We start from the raw sequence: 16727 nt of genomic DNA, 5'->3' as shown, positions 1-16727 counted from the left end.
GCCTTATCATGAATTGCGCTACCGCGCGCGGGCGCTGCTGATATGAAGGCGGCACCCATCTATCTCGACGGATTCGCCACGCTGCCATTGGCGGATGAAGCCCGCGCGGCAATGTTGGGCGTCTGGGAACAGCCCGGGAATGCTGGATCCGCGAACGCTTCTGGCGAGCGCGCCGCGCGAATCATTTCCGATGCGCGCGCCGATGTCGCCGCGCTGATCGGCGCCACTGCGTCGGAGATTATCTTCACCTCCGGGGCGACCGAGGCGAACAACCTTGCTCTGCTCGGAGTTCCGGCTGCGGCGCGATCGTTGTCCGGGCGTCGTCGTATTATCGTGTCCGCGATCGAACATAAAGCGGTGCTGGAACCAGCTGCCGCCTTGGCGGGACAAGGATTTGAGGTCACGCTGGCGCCGGTAGACGCGAACGGCCGTCTTGACCTTGAAGCTCTGGCTGCGCTGCTCGATGAGAATGTTCTGTTGGTTTCGGTGATGCTCGTCAACAATGAGACGGGTGTAATCCAGCCGATCGCGGACGTTGCCGCCCTAGCCCATGGAGTCGGCGCATATGTTCATAGTGATGCGGCGCAGGCGGCCAGCAAGATTGCCATCGATGTGGCCGAGCTCAACATCGACTATCTCAGCCTGTCGGCCCACAAATGCTATGGCCCTATGGGCGTAGGCGCATTGTACGTAGCTGCCGGCATGCTTGCGCCCGCGCCGCTGATGCATGGCGGCGGGCAGCAATCCGGCGTTCGTCCCGGTACCGAACCTGTTCCTTTGATCGCCGGCTTTGGGGCCGCTGCCCGTGCGGCAGCGGATCAGTTGGTGAGTGGCGAAGCCGCCGGAGCGGCACGAATAAGCCGGTTACTCGACAGGCTGGCGAGCCATCAGATGCGCTTCACGCGTATCACGGGGGATCATGCGGTGGTGCCCGGCAGCGCCGCAATCGCGATCGAGGGGATCGATGGCGACAGCCTGTGCGCGCATCTAGCACGTGAAGTGTCGCTCTCCACGGGATCGGCTTGCAACAGCGGGCAAATCAGAATCTCGCATGTCCTTGATGCAATGGGATTTTCCGAGGATTTGGCACGATCCGTCGTCCGCATCTTCTGCGACCGGACTTTGAGCAACGCCGAAATTGACCGCGCGGCCGACGCCATTGTTGTGTCTGTTCAACGCTGCCGGCTTGCGACTGGCGAGGTTCACCAGTAGCCTTCTCTCATGAGACAAGGCGCGTTTGAGAATGATTCGAAAGGGCAGTTCGCGGGGCATGAGACTTTCCCGCTTCGGCTTCTGTGGCTGAAGAAGGCTTTTGATGCCGTAGCCGAGGGAGCGCCGTCTGGAACATTCCAGGAACAAGATGCTATCGCGCGCTTCGGTGTGGGGCGCAACATGGCAGCTTCGATCCGCTACTGGGCACTCGCATCGCACTTCTTCGAAGAGACCAACAAATACATCCGACCGAGTGCACTCGGCGCGCTCATACTTGCGGACACAGGGCTCGATCCTTATGTCGAACAAGCTTCGACCGTCTGGCTGACACATTGGCACATCGCCAGCACAGCGCACCTAACCACGACGACCTATTATGCCTTCAACGCCCTCACGACGATCGAATTTGACCCTGCTTCGTTGATCGAGGAACTTTTGACGTTGGTTTCCTTACGTGGATGGCGGGCGGCTCGGGGCACATTGAAACGCGACGTGGAAGTGTTCCTGCGCAGCTATGTCCGTCGCGGCGATGCCTTGAACGAGGATGCTGCCGAACCGCTACTCGCTGAACTCGGACTCATTCGGGAAACCCGTTTTGGTGGTTGGTATGAGTTTGTGCGCGGCCCTAAGCCGAGTCTTCACGACGGTATCTTTGCCTATGCGCTTGCGCAATTCTGGGAACGGCAAGGTGGATCGACGGCGCTTACGGCGGAACAAATCTCTTATGCGCCGGGTTCGCCGGGCCGGGTCTTCAAGCTTGACGAAGACAGCGTGATCACTCGACTGATGCGGCTCGACATACTCACAGATGAGGCGTGGCAATGGACGGACACGGCAGGGCTGCGCCAGATTCAGCGGCGCGCCGATATCGACCCATTGCGACTCGTCGAACTTGCCTATCCGCACCGTGCAATGGCTGAAGCGGTATGACCAAGCTTTCGAAAATCGTCGAAATCGAGCGTCGCTTTGCACGGTCGGCTCGCATCGATGCCGATCTGAACGGCACGCCCCCTCTGGTAGGCTATGTCATGCAGGCCAGTGTCGCTAAGGCGCTGACGACGCTTGCCGACAGCCAGATCGAAAGCCAACAAGGGGCTTTCACTTGGACCGGCCCTTATGGGGGTGGTAAGTCGAGCGCAGCTCTGCTGGTCGCCAATTTGATCGCAGGTGAATCTGAAAATCGCAAGATCGCGCAAAGGATTGCCGGCAAAACGCTCACGACCGTCTATCAAAAGGCTTTCCCGGAAGCCGCCGGTCCGTGGAACGTCGTCGCGGTGACCGGAAGTAGGATGCGTCTGCGTGACGCCATTGCCGATGCCGCCGCAATTACCTTCCGTTGGGCTAGCGACGCCCGACAGGACGCGGGCGCCAGCGATGAAGCACTGATCGCACAGATCAAGCGCTCAAGCGTTGCGCAGGGTAGCGGAACGTTGGTCGTGCTCGACGAACTCGGCAAGCTCCTTGAGCAAGAAGCGCTCGATGGGGGCGACGTCCATCTGCTCCAAGACATCGCCGAGCATGCGTCGCGTAGCGGCGGTCGATTAATTGTTATCGGGATCCTGCACCAGTCGTTCGAGCAATACGCCGCGCGTGCCGCGCGCGACTCTCGTAAGGAATGGGCTAAGGTCCAGGGTCGGTTCCATGATATTGCGTTCTTAAGTGGCACCGACGAGACCATTGCGCTGCTCGGCCGAGCGATATCCTGCACGATGCATCCCGACGTTGCGGAAGCCAATGCGCAAGCCGTTGCCAAGGCCGTCGCGCTACGCCGGCCAACAGACATCGATCTCCTGGCCCGCGCCCTGACGGCGACCTGGCCGCTGAACCCTGTCACGGCACTGCTGTTAGGACCGGTCTCGCGCGCCCGGTTCGCGCAGAATGAGCGCAGTGTCTTCGGATTTCTAAGTTCGGCAGAGCCCGCCGGGTTTCAGGAGTTTCTGCAAGCTGCCGAGGTAGGAGACGCGACCTACGATCCGGCCCGCCTTTGGGACTATCTGACGTCCAATTTCGGCATGGCGCTAGCCGGAGGCAATGATGGCAGCCGGTTCAGCCTCGCTTTTGAGGCGATTGAGCGCGCTGCAGTTAAAGGCGGGGATCTCCATGTGACCCTGACGAAGGCCGCCGCGGTCATCGAGTTCTTCCGCAACGGTTCGGGGTTGGCGCTCGACGACGATGTTCTCGCCCAGGCGGTACCTGGAACCGGCGCCGATAAGCGCCGCGACGCGATTACAGACCTGGTCGACTGGGCGGTGCTTATTCGGCAGCCGCGCCTCAAGGGGTATGCCCTGTTCGCGGGCAGCGACTTCGATCTCGAAGAAGCCATCGGTCGCTCGGTCACGCAGATCGACACAGCGCAACTTGAGGGCATCCCACAGCGGGTCGGTCTGGGGTTTGCGACGGCAAAACGACATTATTTCCAGACAGGAGCGCTGCGGACATTCGAGATAGGCCTCCACTTCGTTGGCGTAGACGACACAGTCGAGAGCGTCGCGGACAATATATTGACGAAACCGGCGCGAGCCAGCGGAACCCTTGCGCTCATCCTCGGCGATGGTTCGATCGGCCAGACTGAGATCGCCCCTCTCTGCAAGGCTGTAGCCAAGCGTCTGACGAAGAGCGGTCGGGTCATTGCAGTCGGCGGCGCCACCGATAGCTTCGCTCTTCGCTCTAGCGCAGCTGAGCTGATCGCAGTGGAGCGCGTCTTTCGCGATCATCCCCAGCTCGAGGGTGACCGTATTGCTCGGCGTGAAATTGCGGCGCGCCAGTCGCGGTGTATCGACGTCCTGCATCGGACCCTTGAAGCGGCGCTTGAGAGCGCAAAATGGTCGCTGTCGCCTAAGCCGGGCAAGGCTCTGCGCGAGCCCCTGGCATTGATCGCAAGTGCCTTGGCTGATGCAGGCTATCCGAGCGCGCCAATCCTCAGGAGCGAGCTGCTGCAGCGCGACCGTCCCTCTTCCAATTCCATGGCGGCGTTGCGCGACCTTGCTCACGCTATGGTTCGTCGGTTCGACAGTCGCGACCTCGGGATGAAGGGCTACCCAGCAGAACTGGGCCTTTATCTAACCGTAGTGAAGCCATTCGGCCTGCACCGCGAGATTGAGGCAGGCCGATTCGATTTCGCTCCCCCCGACGACAGTGAACAGGGGCGTTCGCTGCAGCCGGCTTGGGCGTTGATTGATACGGCGGCCGACCAGTCTCTGGAGGAGGTATACGTGCGCTGGGCGAGGGCGCCTTATGGCATCAAGGCCGGCGTGATGCCGGTGCTGGCGCTCTCCTACATGTTGGCGAAGCGCGACACCGTTGCGGTATACATTGACGGCGTGTTTCAAACCCTTATCGACGATGTCGCGGTCGACAAACTGCTGCAGCGCCCAGCCGACTTCAGGCTGCGCAAGATCGATCGCTCGGTCCGCGAGACCGCCTTTCTCAGTGGCCTCGCGCGCCATTTTGGCGTTAATCACCAAGGCGGGTCGCTTCCGGTCGCCCAAGCGCTTTACCGACGTTTCGAAGCGCTTCCGACGTTCGCAGCGCGAACCAATCGGCTGAGCGAAGATGCTCGCGTTGTTCGACGGATCATTCTCAAGTCGAGCGATCCCGAAGCGATGCTGTTTGACGATCTACCGGGAACCTTTGGCGATCGGCTAACGCCTGATCTGGTTGTTGGAGCGCTGGCCGAGTGCGAAGCGAGCTTCCCCGCGCTGATCGACGAGCTCCGTGTAGCGCTGGCCCGTGCACTCGGGGTTGATCCGCTGAATTTCGCTGGAATTGGAGAGCGCGCGGCGATCACACATGGGCTCACCAATGACTATAATTTCGAAGCATTCGCGGATCGCGCTGCGGCGCTCGAGGCGGGTAGTGGAGATATCGCGAGCCTGGTCAGCGTCCTACTCCATCGGCCGGCGCATGGCTGGTCTGATCGCGACCGAGAACAGGCGTTGACCGAAGTCGCACGCTATGGTCGTCGCTTCCGCGAACTGGAAGCACTGGCCGTTGTTCGTGATCGCCGGTCACATACCGAAGCGCTGGCGCTTGTCGTTGGCCTGGATCCATTGACGCCCCCCTTGATGCGCAGCTTCGTCCTGACCGACGTCGAGAAATCCGCGGCGGCGGGACTGGCCGATCGCGTACTAGAGATGCTGAGCGCAGATCGCACCGACAGGCGAATGCAGTTAGCGGCGCTCGCCCGAGCCGTGGCGAGCCTGGCTGCCGAAGAAGACCGGGAAGAAGAGGAAGCGGCATGACCCAAGAGCGACACATCTTGGGAATATCGGGCGGCCGGGACAGCGCAGCGCTCGCCGTCTATATGCGTCAATATCATCCCGCGCTGCCGATCGAGTATTTTTTCACAGACACAGGCAAGGAGCTGCCAGAAGTCTACGAGTTTCTCGATAAACTCGAGGGGTTTCTGGGCAAATCAATCAAACGGCTCAACCCTGATCGTGACTTCGATTTTTGGCTGTCGGAATATGGCAATTTCCTGCCGTCGCCGCGCACGCGTTGGTGCACTAAGCAGCTCAAGCTTCGGCCACTAGAGCAGTGGTTGAAGTCCGATCTCGATGCCGGCATCACCATTCACTCTTATGTCGCAATTCGTGCCGATGAGCCGAGCCGCGAAGGCTACAAGGCGACACATTCTAATATGCGTGTCCATTTGCCGTTGCGCGAAGCCGGGATCGATCGTGCCGGTGTCATCGAGATTCTAGACCAGGCCGATGTTGGCGAACCTGGCTATTACGGCTGGCGCTCGCGTTCCGGCTGCACCTTCTGCTTTTTCCAGCAAAAAATCGAATGGGTTAGGCTTGCCGAGCACCATCCCAAAAGGTTTGCTGAGGCAGTCGATTATGAAAAGACCGCCTTAAACGATGGCTCGCCATTCACCTGGAGTAATGGTGAGAGCCTTACCGACTTGATCAGTCCGAACAGGGTTGAACAGATCAAGCTCGATTATGAGAAACGGCGCGAGCGGTTAAGGCGCAATCGTCGGGTCAATCCCCTTTCAGCACGCACCCCGGAGACCATCGACGACGTCTACGGCATCGATGAAGATGCTGGTGGATGTGTCATCTGCCACAAATAGAGCGCGGCTCCTTCGGCGTCGTCCAGATGCTACGACTCTCAGGCGATTCGTATCGCTTTTATGTGTACTGGACTGAACTGAGGTGCACCTGATGGCTCGGGAACGCAAAGATTGGAGCACGCTTATTCGGTCGATCCGCCATAATCGGGCGGGTAATGCTCTCTTCTACAAGCCCGTCTGCGTCATCGCAGCGGTCGACTTAGCTGATCTTGGGCGGCTAGACAGCGAATTGCTCCATTCGGAACTCATCATCCGTCGTTTTGCCGACTATGTGGCCCCCACCTTCCCTGAACGAGCGTCGAATGGCTGGCAGCCCCTGTGGTTTCTCGCAAACGACGGCCTATGGACATTCGCTAAGAAGGGCAAACTACTCACGCGGCAATTGTTTGAGCGAGGCACCCGACCGCGCAGCAAGGAAAAGGCCTTAGATAAGTTCGACACGCAAGCAATCGCGCCTGCTTATCAAGCGCTTTGGGAAGATACGGCGCGCCGCAAGGAGTTGCGCGACCAGATGCTTCTGATGCTTGCAGACGACTCGGAAAGTCGCGCCCTGATCCGTCCACTATTCGATCCGGCCAATCTGACTAATCCCGACAAATGGCCAAGCGAGACTCATATCGAGGTTTACCTACGGGACGTGCGCGGCCAGCACGACTTGTTTCAGGAGGCGGCCGCCGAAGAGTACGTAGCCAGCAGCCGCCGTACTGCATCGGCCCGTGAGGCGTTGCTGACATTTGACGACAAAAGTCTACCCGAGGCTTCACCAGTCGGCCCGACATTCGATATCACTGGGGTAGCGCCGGTCCGCCTCCGTGTGGATGAGGAAGGTAAGGTCACGCAAGTCCAGGCGGATCTTTACCAACTGCTGGTCGCTAAATGCCTCGGCCTTGAGCCACTTGTCGCGGCGGCAAGCAATCGTGCCGCGCATATTGGACCGGCGCTTGGAGCGCTGATCGCGGCGCTAGGCAGTGGACCTGAACAGGCGAACGGCTACTTGATCTGGGCTTACGGCAACACGCTGCGGCGCCTTTGCGACGCCGACCTTCGTTCGCGGAGGAGCCATGACCCTGATTCACCGCCGCTTCCAGATCGTATTGGTGAATTGCTTACCGACTTGGTGGAGCAATTCAACGTTTACGCACGAATCGACCACTTATTTAGCACGCTAGACCACGCCCGCCTTGGGCCTGCGGGGCGCGCCGAGTTGCTTAACGAGCTTGAGGCTGGACGGGCGATTGTTGCGGCGGTTCGCAATACTCCCGGGATCATGGAGCAGGATGCCACTGAAATCTTGGACGTCGCCACCCAAACGGCGGAGGATGCCAAAAAATTGCCCGGCGTAAATGCTGACCAGGCAATCGTAAACGCCGTCGAGATTCAGCGCAATGGCGCTGGCGCGATTTTGCGGAACGCGCTCCTTGAGGTGAGAAAGGTCCTCACTAAGAGCAAAGGGGCGGCCAAACTGGTGCTCGAGGGCGCGCTTAAACAAGTTGGCGCGGAGGCCATTAAATTGGGGCCGCTTGCGAGTTTGGTATATGCAATGAAGGATCACTTCGTTGCTCTATGGCAAGGAAAGACGGGCTCTGACGCCATCAATTATGTCATCTCATTGATCCGAGATTTGTTCAGCTGATCCAGGCTAGCTCGCATTAGAGATGCGAATTGCATCGACCGCGGCCTCAATATCCTCGTCCGACAGGAAGGGTGCCTGAGCGTAGATGATGCCGGGCTCGCCTGACAGGCGAGCCGCGAGATGACCGAGGCCCAGCAGCTGTTCGGCGCCTTTAACCCCCAAGGCGATCTCAGACGTACCAACGCTCGAGACCTTGAGGATCAAGCGATTTCCGAGATTGTCTCGCAGCTGCATCGGCATCACGTTCGCATCAGGACGCTGCGCGGCGAAGATTAGATGGATGCCGGCGGCACGCGCCTTGACCCCCAGCCGTGAGACATTGGAGGAGACCGCCGCCTTATAATCCTCGGTCAGCATCCACTCCGCGAACTCGTCATGTACAAGGAATTTGAGGGGCAGCCGGTCGGACAATCCGGCTTTGGTGTTAAAGGCCCTGATGTCACGCGCGCCATGGGTGCGGAATAGCTCATATCGCCGCTCCATCTCGGCGACGAGCCCCTCCATCACTTCGATTGCTTGTCCCTGTTCGACGATGACCCCGCCTTGCAGATGAGGCAGTCGTTCGATCGCAACATAATCGACGCCCATCTTCGGATCGATCAGATGGATATGAGCGAGCACGCTTGGGTTAGTCGCGGCAATGTCGAGCAGCAGTGCTTGGATCAGCACCGATTTACCGCTACCGGTCGAGCCGGCCACCAGTGTGTGTGGTTCGTGTGGCTGGCCGCCGCCAAAGGCGCCGCCGAGGTTGAGGTAGAGGATGTCGCCGTCAAGCTCCTTCAGTCCGAGCACGAAGGAAGTGTTAACGCCAGCGGCGTTGCGATTGGTCTTACGGCGCGACCATACATCCCAGAGCGAAACGATCTGCCGCTGCGGCCGGGCGACCCCCACGACGATCTCGCCGGGAAGCGGGGAGATCGAAATCAGGCGCAGCCCGTGCGTCGTCAGCAAGGCTGATTGCCGGGCTTCGATATCTTCGACGCGCAGGCGGTCGCTGCCCATGAAACGTATCAGGGCCGCGTTCGGGGTCAGCCTTGTGCCGACGATTTTCGCTTGGAGACTGTAGCCAAGAAGGGCCGTTCGCAGCTTCTGTGCGGTCTGTTCAAGCCACGCCTGCTCGTCGGCAGAATCCTCGTGCGACCGTTCGGCATTTTTCTCGATCAGCGCCTCAAGCGTCAGGCCTGCCGGAGCAGTCGGTGACGCTTCAGGGGCGGGCATTGGAGACGGAGCGGCGAAGGTGCCCGCTGCACTTTCGACGTGCTGCTTTTCGGTATCAGCAGCATCGATCAGCACAGCGGCCACCGTATCATCACTTTGCCGGAACGTTGCAGCTTGTGCGTCCGGGATCGCCGGTCCCGATGGCAGAGGGGTTGTCGGAACTGTTGGGGGGGACGAGCCGTCATCGATGTCATCATCATCATCGTCATCTTCGACGACGATGATGATCGGTGTCGGCAGCGCGGCTTTGGGATCGATGGCGATCGCCTTGGTCCAGTCGACTCGCGGTGCAGGATCGCGGTAGCTTGGTTCATCCCAGAGGTGGATTTCTCCGAGCGCGCTTCGGACGGTGCCAAGAGGCGTCTTGGCCTCATAGGCCTTGATCAACTGCCGCAAGCCCTCGCGACTGAACGTCTCCTGCAAGCCGTTGGCGATGTCGGTGATCGCTTCCTGTTCACCCAGCGAACTGCCGTCGTCGGCAGGTCCGGAGACGAAAATGTGCGAATAGCCGCGCAGATCGATCGGGACGGAGCCCCAGCGGATGCCGTCGCGAACTCGCTCCAGCAGCGCGGCCTGCCCGAGCGCTGCGGTGCCGTCGAGAAGCAGATCGGCGATACGCGACAGCCACAGGTCGCGATCGAGGCGACCGGGATCGCCAAACAGCGCGTCGTCCATCCGAGTGACGGTATGCCGCAGCTGCTGGCGCGACTTGCGCGATGCTTCGGCCAGACCCGAAGCATCGACATATTTTGCCTCGGTGACGATCGCGCGAAGCGTTGCACTGCCGTCGGGCGTCGATGCCACTGAGAGCGCGAGGATATCGGCGATCCCTTCCTCACGCTGGCCGAGCCACTCGGCATAATCGTCGAGCAGGAACCAAGCGACGGTTGCGTTGCTGCCCAGTTCCTCGGCGACGAGCGCTCGGCTGAGTACGAGGCCGATCAGTTCGCCGGCCGAGACGCCGCGCTTGGCAGCGCGCAGGACGATATCGCCCGAGATGGCGGCGGCATCGTCGATCATACGCCGTGCCAATGCCGACAGTTTGTCTTCGCTCAAGCCGAGGGACAGCTCGGTGAGACGGCGCCGAACGAGCACATGGAGGATGCGCAATTCGGACGTCGACGAGACAACCATATTGCGGCCGTGCGTTCGCTGCCGCCGATAGCGAATGACGCTAATGCCCTGGGCCGCGAGCTGACGCTTGTCGAGCAAGTCATCATAGGTCGCGACCCATTCGGCGAGTGCATGCACCTCATCGAACATAGACTTGAGGCCATGGTCCTGAAACGAGATCTGCCGGGCCGGGAGATAATGCTCGTCGGCGCCATGCGACTGACGGCGAATGACGCCAGCGACCGCGTCGACATAGGCCCACCCCGCGTCCGGCTGACGCGGGCAGCTCAGATAGCTAGTCGCCTTGAGCTCGTCCTCGGCGGTCACACGTCGGTAGGACCAGCGCGCCGGCACATGCTCGAGCAATCCGGGATTGCGCGTTTCGGCAGGGACGGAGAACCAGGCTTCCTTTGCCTGGCGCGAGACCACGTCGTGAAGGAAGGCGACGTCGATCTCCCGGGTCTTCCCATCTCCGCCCGCGCCCCCACTATCGAGCATCACGCCGATGCGGAGCTTAGACATAAAGTTGCGCGAGGTCTCACTGACTACGACGGCGTCAGGGTCGCCCTCGGACCGGTCGAGTAGTTCGCCATAGACATGGCCCAGCCTCGACCGATCGCGATGCCGGACGAGGATATTGCAATGAACCTCATCTTGGTCCTGCACCGAGCTCAGCGCATTTACGGTGGCGAGCGGAAGGCCAGCGGCATCGCAATTGTAGAGCATGATACTGAGATTGGAGCGCTCGTGCGGCTGTAGATCTAGATAGCGTTCGATTAACCCTCGGATCTGGCGCGAAGCTTCGGCAGGATCGACGTCGGTCGATGCCTCGGACGGGTCACGGACAGGGCGTTCGAACAGGGAATACTCGTTGATGGTGCTGGTCTCGGCAAGGAGCACGGGCTCTGTGCCGTCGTAGCCCACGGCGATCTCGGGATAGAGTGGGTGGGCAAGCTCCTGCCGAAGGTCCGAGAAGAAGAGTCGGGAGTCGCCGAAGTTAACTTCGACATCGGAGAGCAGATAGTCAATTAAGCCGGTCAACGACCGCGACTTCACTGCTGTCCCCACAAGACGCATGGGATGCCACGGCGTGATGATAGCAGAGGGGGCTGCGCCCGTCACCATCACGGCGCCGATGCCGAGGACGGGCTCCCACAGATCGCGACGGCTGATATCTCCGCCGGCATGGGCACCCAGGCTGCGAAGCAACGCTGCATAGGCTCCAGCCTGTTCGAAGAAAACGGGCGAAGCATAGCCCGAGCTCTGCAACGCCATCAGGGCTTCGCTGTACTTTTCGACAAATACTCCCCAAGCCGCACCGATCGCCTGACCGCCCTCCGCGCTTATGCGCCCCGCGGAAACGGCGAGCCTGAGCTGCTTTGGCAAAAGCTTGGCAACATCCTCGCCGGCATTGGTGCGCGGAACAAATGAGCCCCCGTCCTGCCCGAAGGCGGGCTGCAGCGTGCCGATGTCGGTGAGGGACACTGACTGCAGCGCGCCTTTCTGGCTGACCGCAAGTCTGGCGACACTCGTTCGAACAAGCGGCCGCTTAAGCAAGCGGGCGAGATCGCTAGGCAACTCCAGACCGATCGCGTTGGACTGTGCCTGCCAAACCAACTGAACGACGGCCCGTTCCGCACTCGCGCCGGTGCCGACCTCGAGGATGATGTCGAATTTGATCTGAAGGCTCGCCCGCGAGACCGACACATTAGGCCGAAACTTCTTGCGGCGCTTGGCCCGCTCGAGCAGCGCCTCATATTCAAACAGATGGGGCACGTCCCAAGTGACCGCCGAACCCATTAGCGGCTTTAGGCCGCGGTAGCGCAGGCCGAAGGCGAGACCGATGTCAGCATTGACGTCGAGCCACTGCGCTCGGCTCCGCCGGGCAGATCTGATCGTCAGCTTGCGTCCATTGCCAAAGGGCGTGACTTGACCGAACAGACGCTCGATCGCGCGCAACAGACCGTCAGTGAAATCGCCGCATTCGATCGGTCGGCCGAAGATAAAGCGCTCCCACTTCACCCGAAGAGCCTTGTCCTGCGCGAGGTCGTCGCGATGGCTCTCGAAAAACTCGCGGTCATCATCGCGGGTTTCTTTAAGTGAGCGGGTTTTGAGAACCTTGAGATAATCGACGTCGGCATCGCTGAGCCGGCCCGGCAGCTCGAACTCGAAGAAGTTGACGGTCTCGTCGGGGAGTGTCGTCTTCTTCTGCTTGAGCCCGGAGAACAGCTGCAGAATGCTTTCGGCTTCCCACTCGAAATTCGACAATGCCTCTGCTTCGGGTCCCCAGCTGGGCGCGGCCTTCATGAAGGCCTCAATGGCTTCATAGGCTGCAGGGACGATGTCTTCGCGAACCTGCTCGAACTGCGAACGAAGCTCTTCACTTTCAATGATCTGGCGGTTGGAACGCTGCTTGGCGAGAAGCGGCTTCCGGTCCGTGACAAGCTTCTCGTACAGGCGCTTCCAGCGGCGGAACTGCTCGAGGTCCTTTTCGCGGAGACCCAGGAAATAGCCGCTGTCGCGCGGAAGATGGAGCGCCGGCAGAGCCCAACCCAAGGCTTCCGCGACGGGCTTGGATTGCTCATCGATGCATTGCCGCGTGAGGGCAACATAATGGGAGATTTGGTGCAGCGTCCAATCGTCGGCCTCGTTGAGCCCGCGTAGCGCCGCTTTCCAGGCGCCGAGCTGACTGTCCGGTAGGCCCAATCCGCTGCTGGCTGCGTCGACCCAGGGCTGTGGATCTTCGGTCAGCTGCTTAGCGCCGAGCAGCGTCACGTCCTGCAGCGATGCCCCTTGGTCGTCGTCGGTATTAGCCAAGAGCAGGGCGGACTTGTCGCACTCCGCATTGCGGATCGCGACGGTACGCTCGTCGGTCACGACGTGCCCTGGCAAGTCGTACGCCGCCACCAAGGCGCGTGGGATCGCGATCTTCAGGCGACGATCGGTCGTCGGATCTTTAAGCAAGGCGAAGGTGATCGCAGCGACCTGCTCACCTGTCAGCCGGTCGAGCAGGAAGCGGGCAACGCCGTCATCCTCGGCGATCGCGTCGAGCCGGAGGCGCAGTGACGTGGCGCCCGCGGCGCCGATCAATTCTGATGGTTTCACGCCGCTTCGGTCCGCTGAAATGGATTTTCGACATAGGCGCACGAGTCGGACAGACGCTTGAGTAGCCCGAGACTTGCGAGCCGCTCTTCGAGCCGTCGAGCGTTGTCTGAGAAGTCTTCTTGGTCGGCATTACCGCTCACGATCAGATCGCGCGCCTGAGCATCGCCGATAACTATCCCGTAGCGTTCGTAGAGGCGCGTTAGGAAGTCCTTGAACTCGATCCGGCGGTCGACACAACCGACGACTAGTGTCTTGAGGAGGCGATCGGTCGGCGCATAACGGACGCGGCGGCTCGAGCGGCGCGATGACAGACCGATGGCACGCGCCCAGGTTGCGTGGACTTTGCCTACGTGCTGTTTGTGTCGTGTGACCGCGCGATCGACGAGCTTGGCGACCAGCTGATCGGGCTCGCCAGCAATTTCTTCGCTATCGTCCGGATCGGGCCAGTCGAACGCCTTTTTGAGGATCTCTGCGGCGTTGAGCAACGGCTCGTCCGACGCGATGGCGACCCGCCATTCGGGCGTCTCGGTGGTGATGCGGATGAAGCGTTCGAGCGCCTGCTGCGGAGCCATATTATTGTGCTGGAAGGAATCGGCCGACAGATCGCGGACCACCGACTTCTTAGGAGAGACGATCTCACAAACTATAGTGATCGGATCACGGTCCAGCACCTCGCGGGAACGGTCAAGCTGATACAGGATCATATTCAGACCAGTGATCGACACCAGATGCGGGATCGCGTCATAGGCGGGTATAGGCAGCGCGAGAATTGCGAGCCAGTCTTCCGCAAGCCTGTCGAAAACGGGATGAGTCGAGCAAGGTAGGAAGGCGCCGCCGCGCTCCGCCCGGGCCAATTGCCGTTCGCCCTGCAAGGCGCGCACCATCCCGTCATAAGGAGCCGGATTTTCAAGGAATCGCTCGACAAGTCGGCTCCGCAGTTCACCGGCGCGGCTGCTGCGGCACAGCATCAAATAGAGGATTTCGCCAGTTCGCGCGAAGAAACGGCGGTCGGTCGAAATGCCGCCTTTCGCGCTGACGCTAACATCCTCGTAGAGCGCGCTGGGACCGAAGGGGAAGACGAACTTGGAACTCCAGCGCTTGTTGCTTGTCCCTTCGATGGCGGAGCCCTGGAGGAATTTTACGACAGCGGCGAAGTCCTGGAATTGCTCGAACCGCTCGCGCAGATAGGCGAAATCGGGAGCGTCGAGCCCTCCTGCGCTCTGCGTCATCTTCTCCAGCCAGAGCGCCCATGCGGCTTCATCCGAGCGGGTCTCGGCCTCGACGGTCATGATGTGCGGGTTATTGAAGATAAGGTTACGCAGCTTCAGCTGCACCTGCGGACGGTAGGAAAGGCTGTTGAGCGTGCCTTCATCGAGCGCACGGCCGGCGGAATGCTCGGCGAGCAGCACCGTCAGAAACTCCATGAAGGTTAGCCAGGGTGATTGCTCGTCATGAAGACGATGGCCCCAGATCGCTTCATCGACCCAGATCTGAGGACCAGTCTTGTCATCGAACAAGATGGGGCGGTTCAAAATCTCCATAGTCATACGCGCACCATCACACGCCGCTGGATAGCGCGTCCATCGCTGCCAAGCTCGATGAACCGCAGCACAAGCTCGCCATCGACAGCTTGATCATCGCCATCAAGTTCTCGACGCTTTTCGGTCTCGCGCAGGAGCCGTGCCTTGAACGCCAGAAAATCCTCATGGCATTCCAGCGAAAAGCTGCTGGGGAGCGCGCCTTCTGCAACCCGGCCCAGAAATTCGAAGCGTATCGGTGAGAGCGCTAGTTTGACTACCGGAATATCGTTGCCACGAACGAGGCGGACCGAAACGCAGAAGCCGCCGGCACCATCCGTGACGATACTGACCTCTTCTCCCGAAGCGCGCGGGACCGAGATTAGCTCATCTAGCAACGGACTGCGCTTCGATTGGGAATAGCTTCCCGACGTTGCCAGGACAAGTTCATCCTGATTCTGGACCAGCATGCCCGTGAAGATACGATTGAGGCCTCGCACGATCTGGCCAAGCGCCTGTCTGGGCAGCGCTTGCTTGGCGGCCAGCTTCTCGGCGACCTCGAGAAACAACCCGGCAAAACGGAACACAGTCAAATCCCAGAGCTGATAGCTTTCCGCTAGGGCATCGGGGAGCGTAAAGAACAGCCGCTGCCGCTGAGCTCGCAACGCCGAAAGGAATTGGCTTCGATCGGTACCCTCGTCCCCTTCGAGATAGGCCCGCTGCGCTTGCGCAAAGGCCGGTGTTGCGCCGTATATCGGATCAGAGAGAATGAGTTCGGCGTAAGCCTCAGCCTGTGCCGGATCATCTGCACCGTAGACGAGTAGATTGTCGACCCGGTTACTGGTTTCAGCGCCGATGCCAAAAAGGTTGAGCTTCTTGAACAGCTCAGTTTTCTCCGCGCGGCTCTGCTTGAGATTCTCGCCGAATATGTTGCGGTAGACGCTGGCTAGGTCGGCGCGCCCGCTTTTCTGGATGGCAGGCACATCGTCGCAGGACATGAGTCCATCGCGCGCGGCTGGGTGACCGAGTAGACTGTTGGCGACCAAGGCGAGAAGCTGGCGCACTGGAAAATGGCCCCCGTTGCGCTCGCTCAGTTCGATCAACGCCGCGAGGCGACGCTGGAAAGGATCGCCATCTTCCTCGCCCATGAGTCGACGGCGGTTTTCCAGGATCGGGCAAATCTGTCCATTGGCTCGCGAGGGGCAACTTTCGCAGCTGTCCCAACCTTCGTGTCGAGTAATCGCGTCAATAATATCGACTGTCATTCGAGCGGCGGGCGCCCGGCTCAAATCCTTTAGTTCCAGTCGCATCCCCGGGTCCGAGGTGGTGCCGGTGACAAGCAGATCCTCGACTACTTCAGCCAGCCGTTTGACGGGAGCGATATCGGGCGCCGTCTTTAGCTTCTCAAGCAGCTGTCCATGATTAGCGGCCAGGAGATATTGTGTCGACGAACCCGGATCGGCAACATCGCGTGCCACTGCCTCGACAAGCTCGGCGCCTTCGTCATCCATCAGCTCACTCAGGTCCTTGACAATGACGAGGCTACGTCCGTCGAAGTCAAGCCGTTGGATTTTTGCGCCTTGATTCCAGATTGCGCTGTCGCCGCCGAGCGCAATCCATACTTCGCGGCAGTGGTAGGTTTTGCCGTCGCCGGCGGTACCGGTAATAATCTGCGAGAGCGGGGCTACGCCGCGAAAGTTGGTAAGCAATGCCTCGAGAAACTGAGCGGGTAGGGTGATTGGGGCTATCTTGTGTTTCTTCAACGCCCGCTGGATAGACTCATCATACATGTTTCCGTTGGTGGGGATCGGGCCATAGTTCCGGAGGAATCGGACCCATGCCGCTGTAGACG

At 60.3% G+C, this 16727-nt stretch carries 8 protein-coding genes; 5 read left to right on the top strand and 3 right to left on the bottom strand.

Annotated features, from left to right (window positions below; genetic code table 11):
• Positions 1 to 42 precede the first annotated feature (42 nt).
• From NKK51_RS19675 to NKK51_RS19655, 5 genes are all read left to right on the top strand, one after another.
• Positions 43 to 1212, top strand: a complete 1170-nt coding sequence (locus NKK51_RS19675) for a cysteine desulfurase family protein (RefSeq protein WP_352554324.1) — start codon at positions 43 to 45, stop codon at positions 1210 to 1212.
• 9 nt (positions 1213 to 1221) lie between these two features.
• Positions 1222 to 2142, top strand: a complete 921-nt coding sequence (locus NKK51_RS19670) for a DUF4007 family protein (protein WP_352554323.1) — start codon at positions 1222 to 1224, stop codon at positions 2140 to 2142.
• Entirely contained in the window at positions 2139 to 5453 is a 3315-nt protein-coding gene (locus NKK51_RS19665; RefSeq protein ID WP_352554322.1) for a hypothetical protein, read from the top strand. The genes NKK51_RS19670 and NKK51_RS19665 overlap by 4 nt, the downstream gene beginning before the upstream one ends.
• Entirely contained in the window at positions 5450 to 6289 is an 840-nt protein-coding gene (locus tag NKK51_RS19660) for a phosphoadenosine phosphosulfate reductase family protein (RefSeq protein WP_352554321.1), read from the top strand. Before NKK51_RS19665 ends, NKK51_RS19660 begins: the two co-directional genes overlap by 4 nt.
• 91 nt (positions 6290 to 6380) lie before the next feature.
• Positions 6381 to 7922 carry a hypothetical protein gene (locus NKK51_RS19655; protein ID WP_352554320.1) on the top strand — a complete coding sequence of 514 codons (1542 nt, stop codon included), beginning with the start codon at positions 6381 to 6383 and terminating at the stop codon, positions 7920 to 7922.
• Positions 7923 to 7928: 6 nt separating this feature from the next.
• Here the strand turns inward: NKK51_RS19655 and NKK51_RS19650 are convergent, their stop codons facing one another.
• Genes NKK51_RS19650 through NKK51_RS19640 form a run of 3 tightly spaced genes read right to left on the bottom strand, consistent with a single transcriptional unit; the run spans position 7929 to position 16665 of the window.
• Positions 7929 to 13358 carry an FtsK/SpoIIIE domain-containing protein gene (locus NKK51_RS19650; RefSeq protein ID WP_352554319.1) on the bottom strand — a complete coding sequence of 1810 codons (5430 nt, stop codon included), beginning with the start codon at positions 13356 to 13358 and terminating at the stop codon, positions 7929 to 7931.
• The gene (locus NKK51_RS19645; protein WP_352554318.1) at positions 13355 to 14905 is read right to left on the bottom strand and encodes a hypothetical protein; all 1551 of its coding nucleotides are present in this window, start codon (positions 14903 to 14905) and stop codon (positions 13355 to 13357) included. Before NKK51_RS19645 ends, NKK51_RS19650 begins: the two co-directional genes overlap by 4 nt.
• Complete coding sequence (locus NKK51_RS19640; RefSeq protein WP_352554317.1) at positions 14902 to 16665, bottom strand: hypothetical protein; 1764 nt, start codon at positions 16663 to 16665, stop codon at positions 14902 to 14904. Before NKK51_RS19640 ends, NKK51_RS19645 begins: the two co-directional genes overlap by 4 nt.
• Positions 16666 to 16727 lie beyond the last annotated feature (62 nt).

Source organism: Mesorhizobium sp. M0011 (assembly GCF_040324155.1).
Classification (GTDB): domain Bacteria; phylum Pseudomonadota; class Alphaproteobacteria; order Rhizobiales; family Rhizobiaceae; genus Mesorhizobium.
This window is presented reverse-complemented; position numbering and strand designations above follow the sequence as displayed.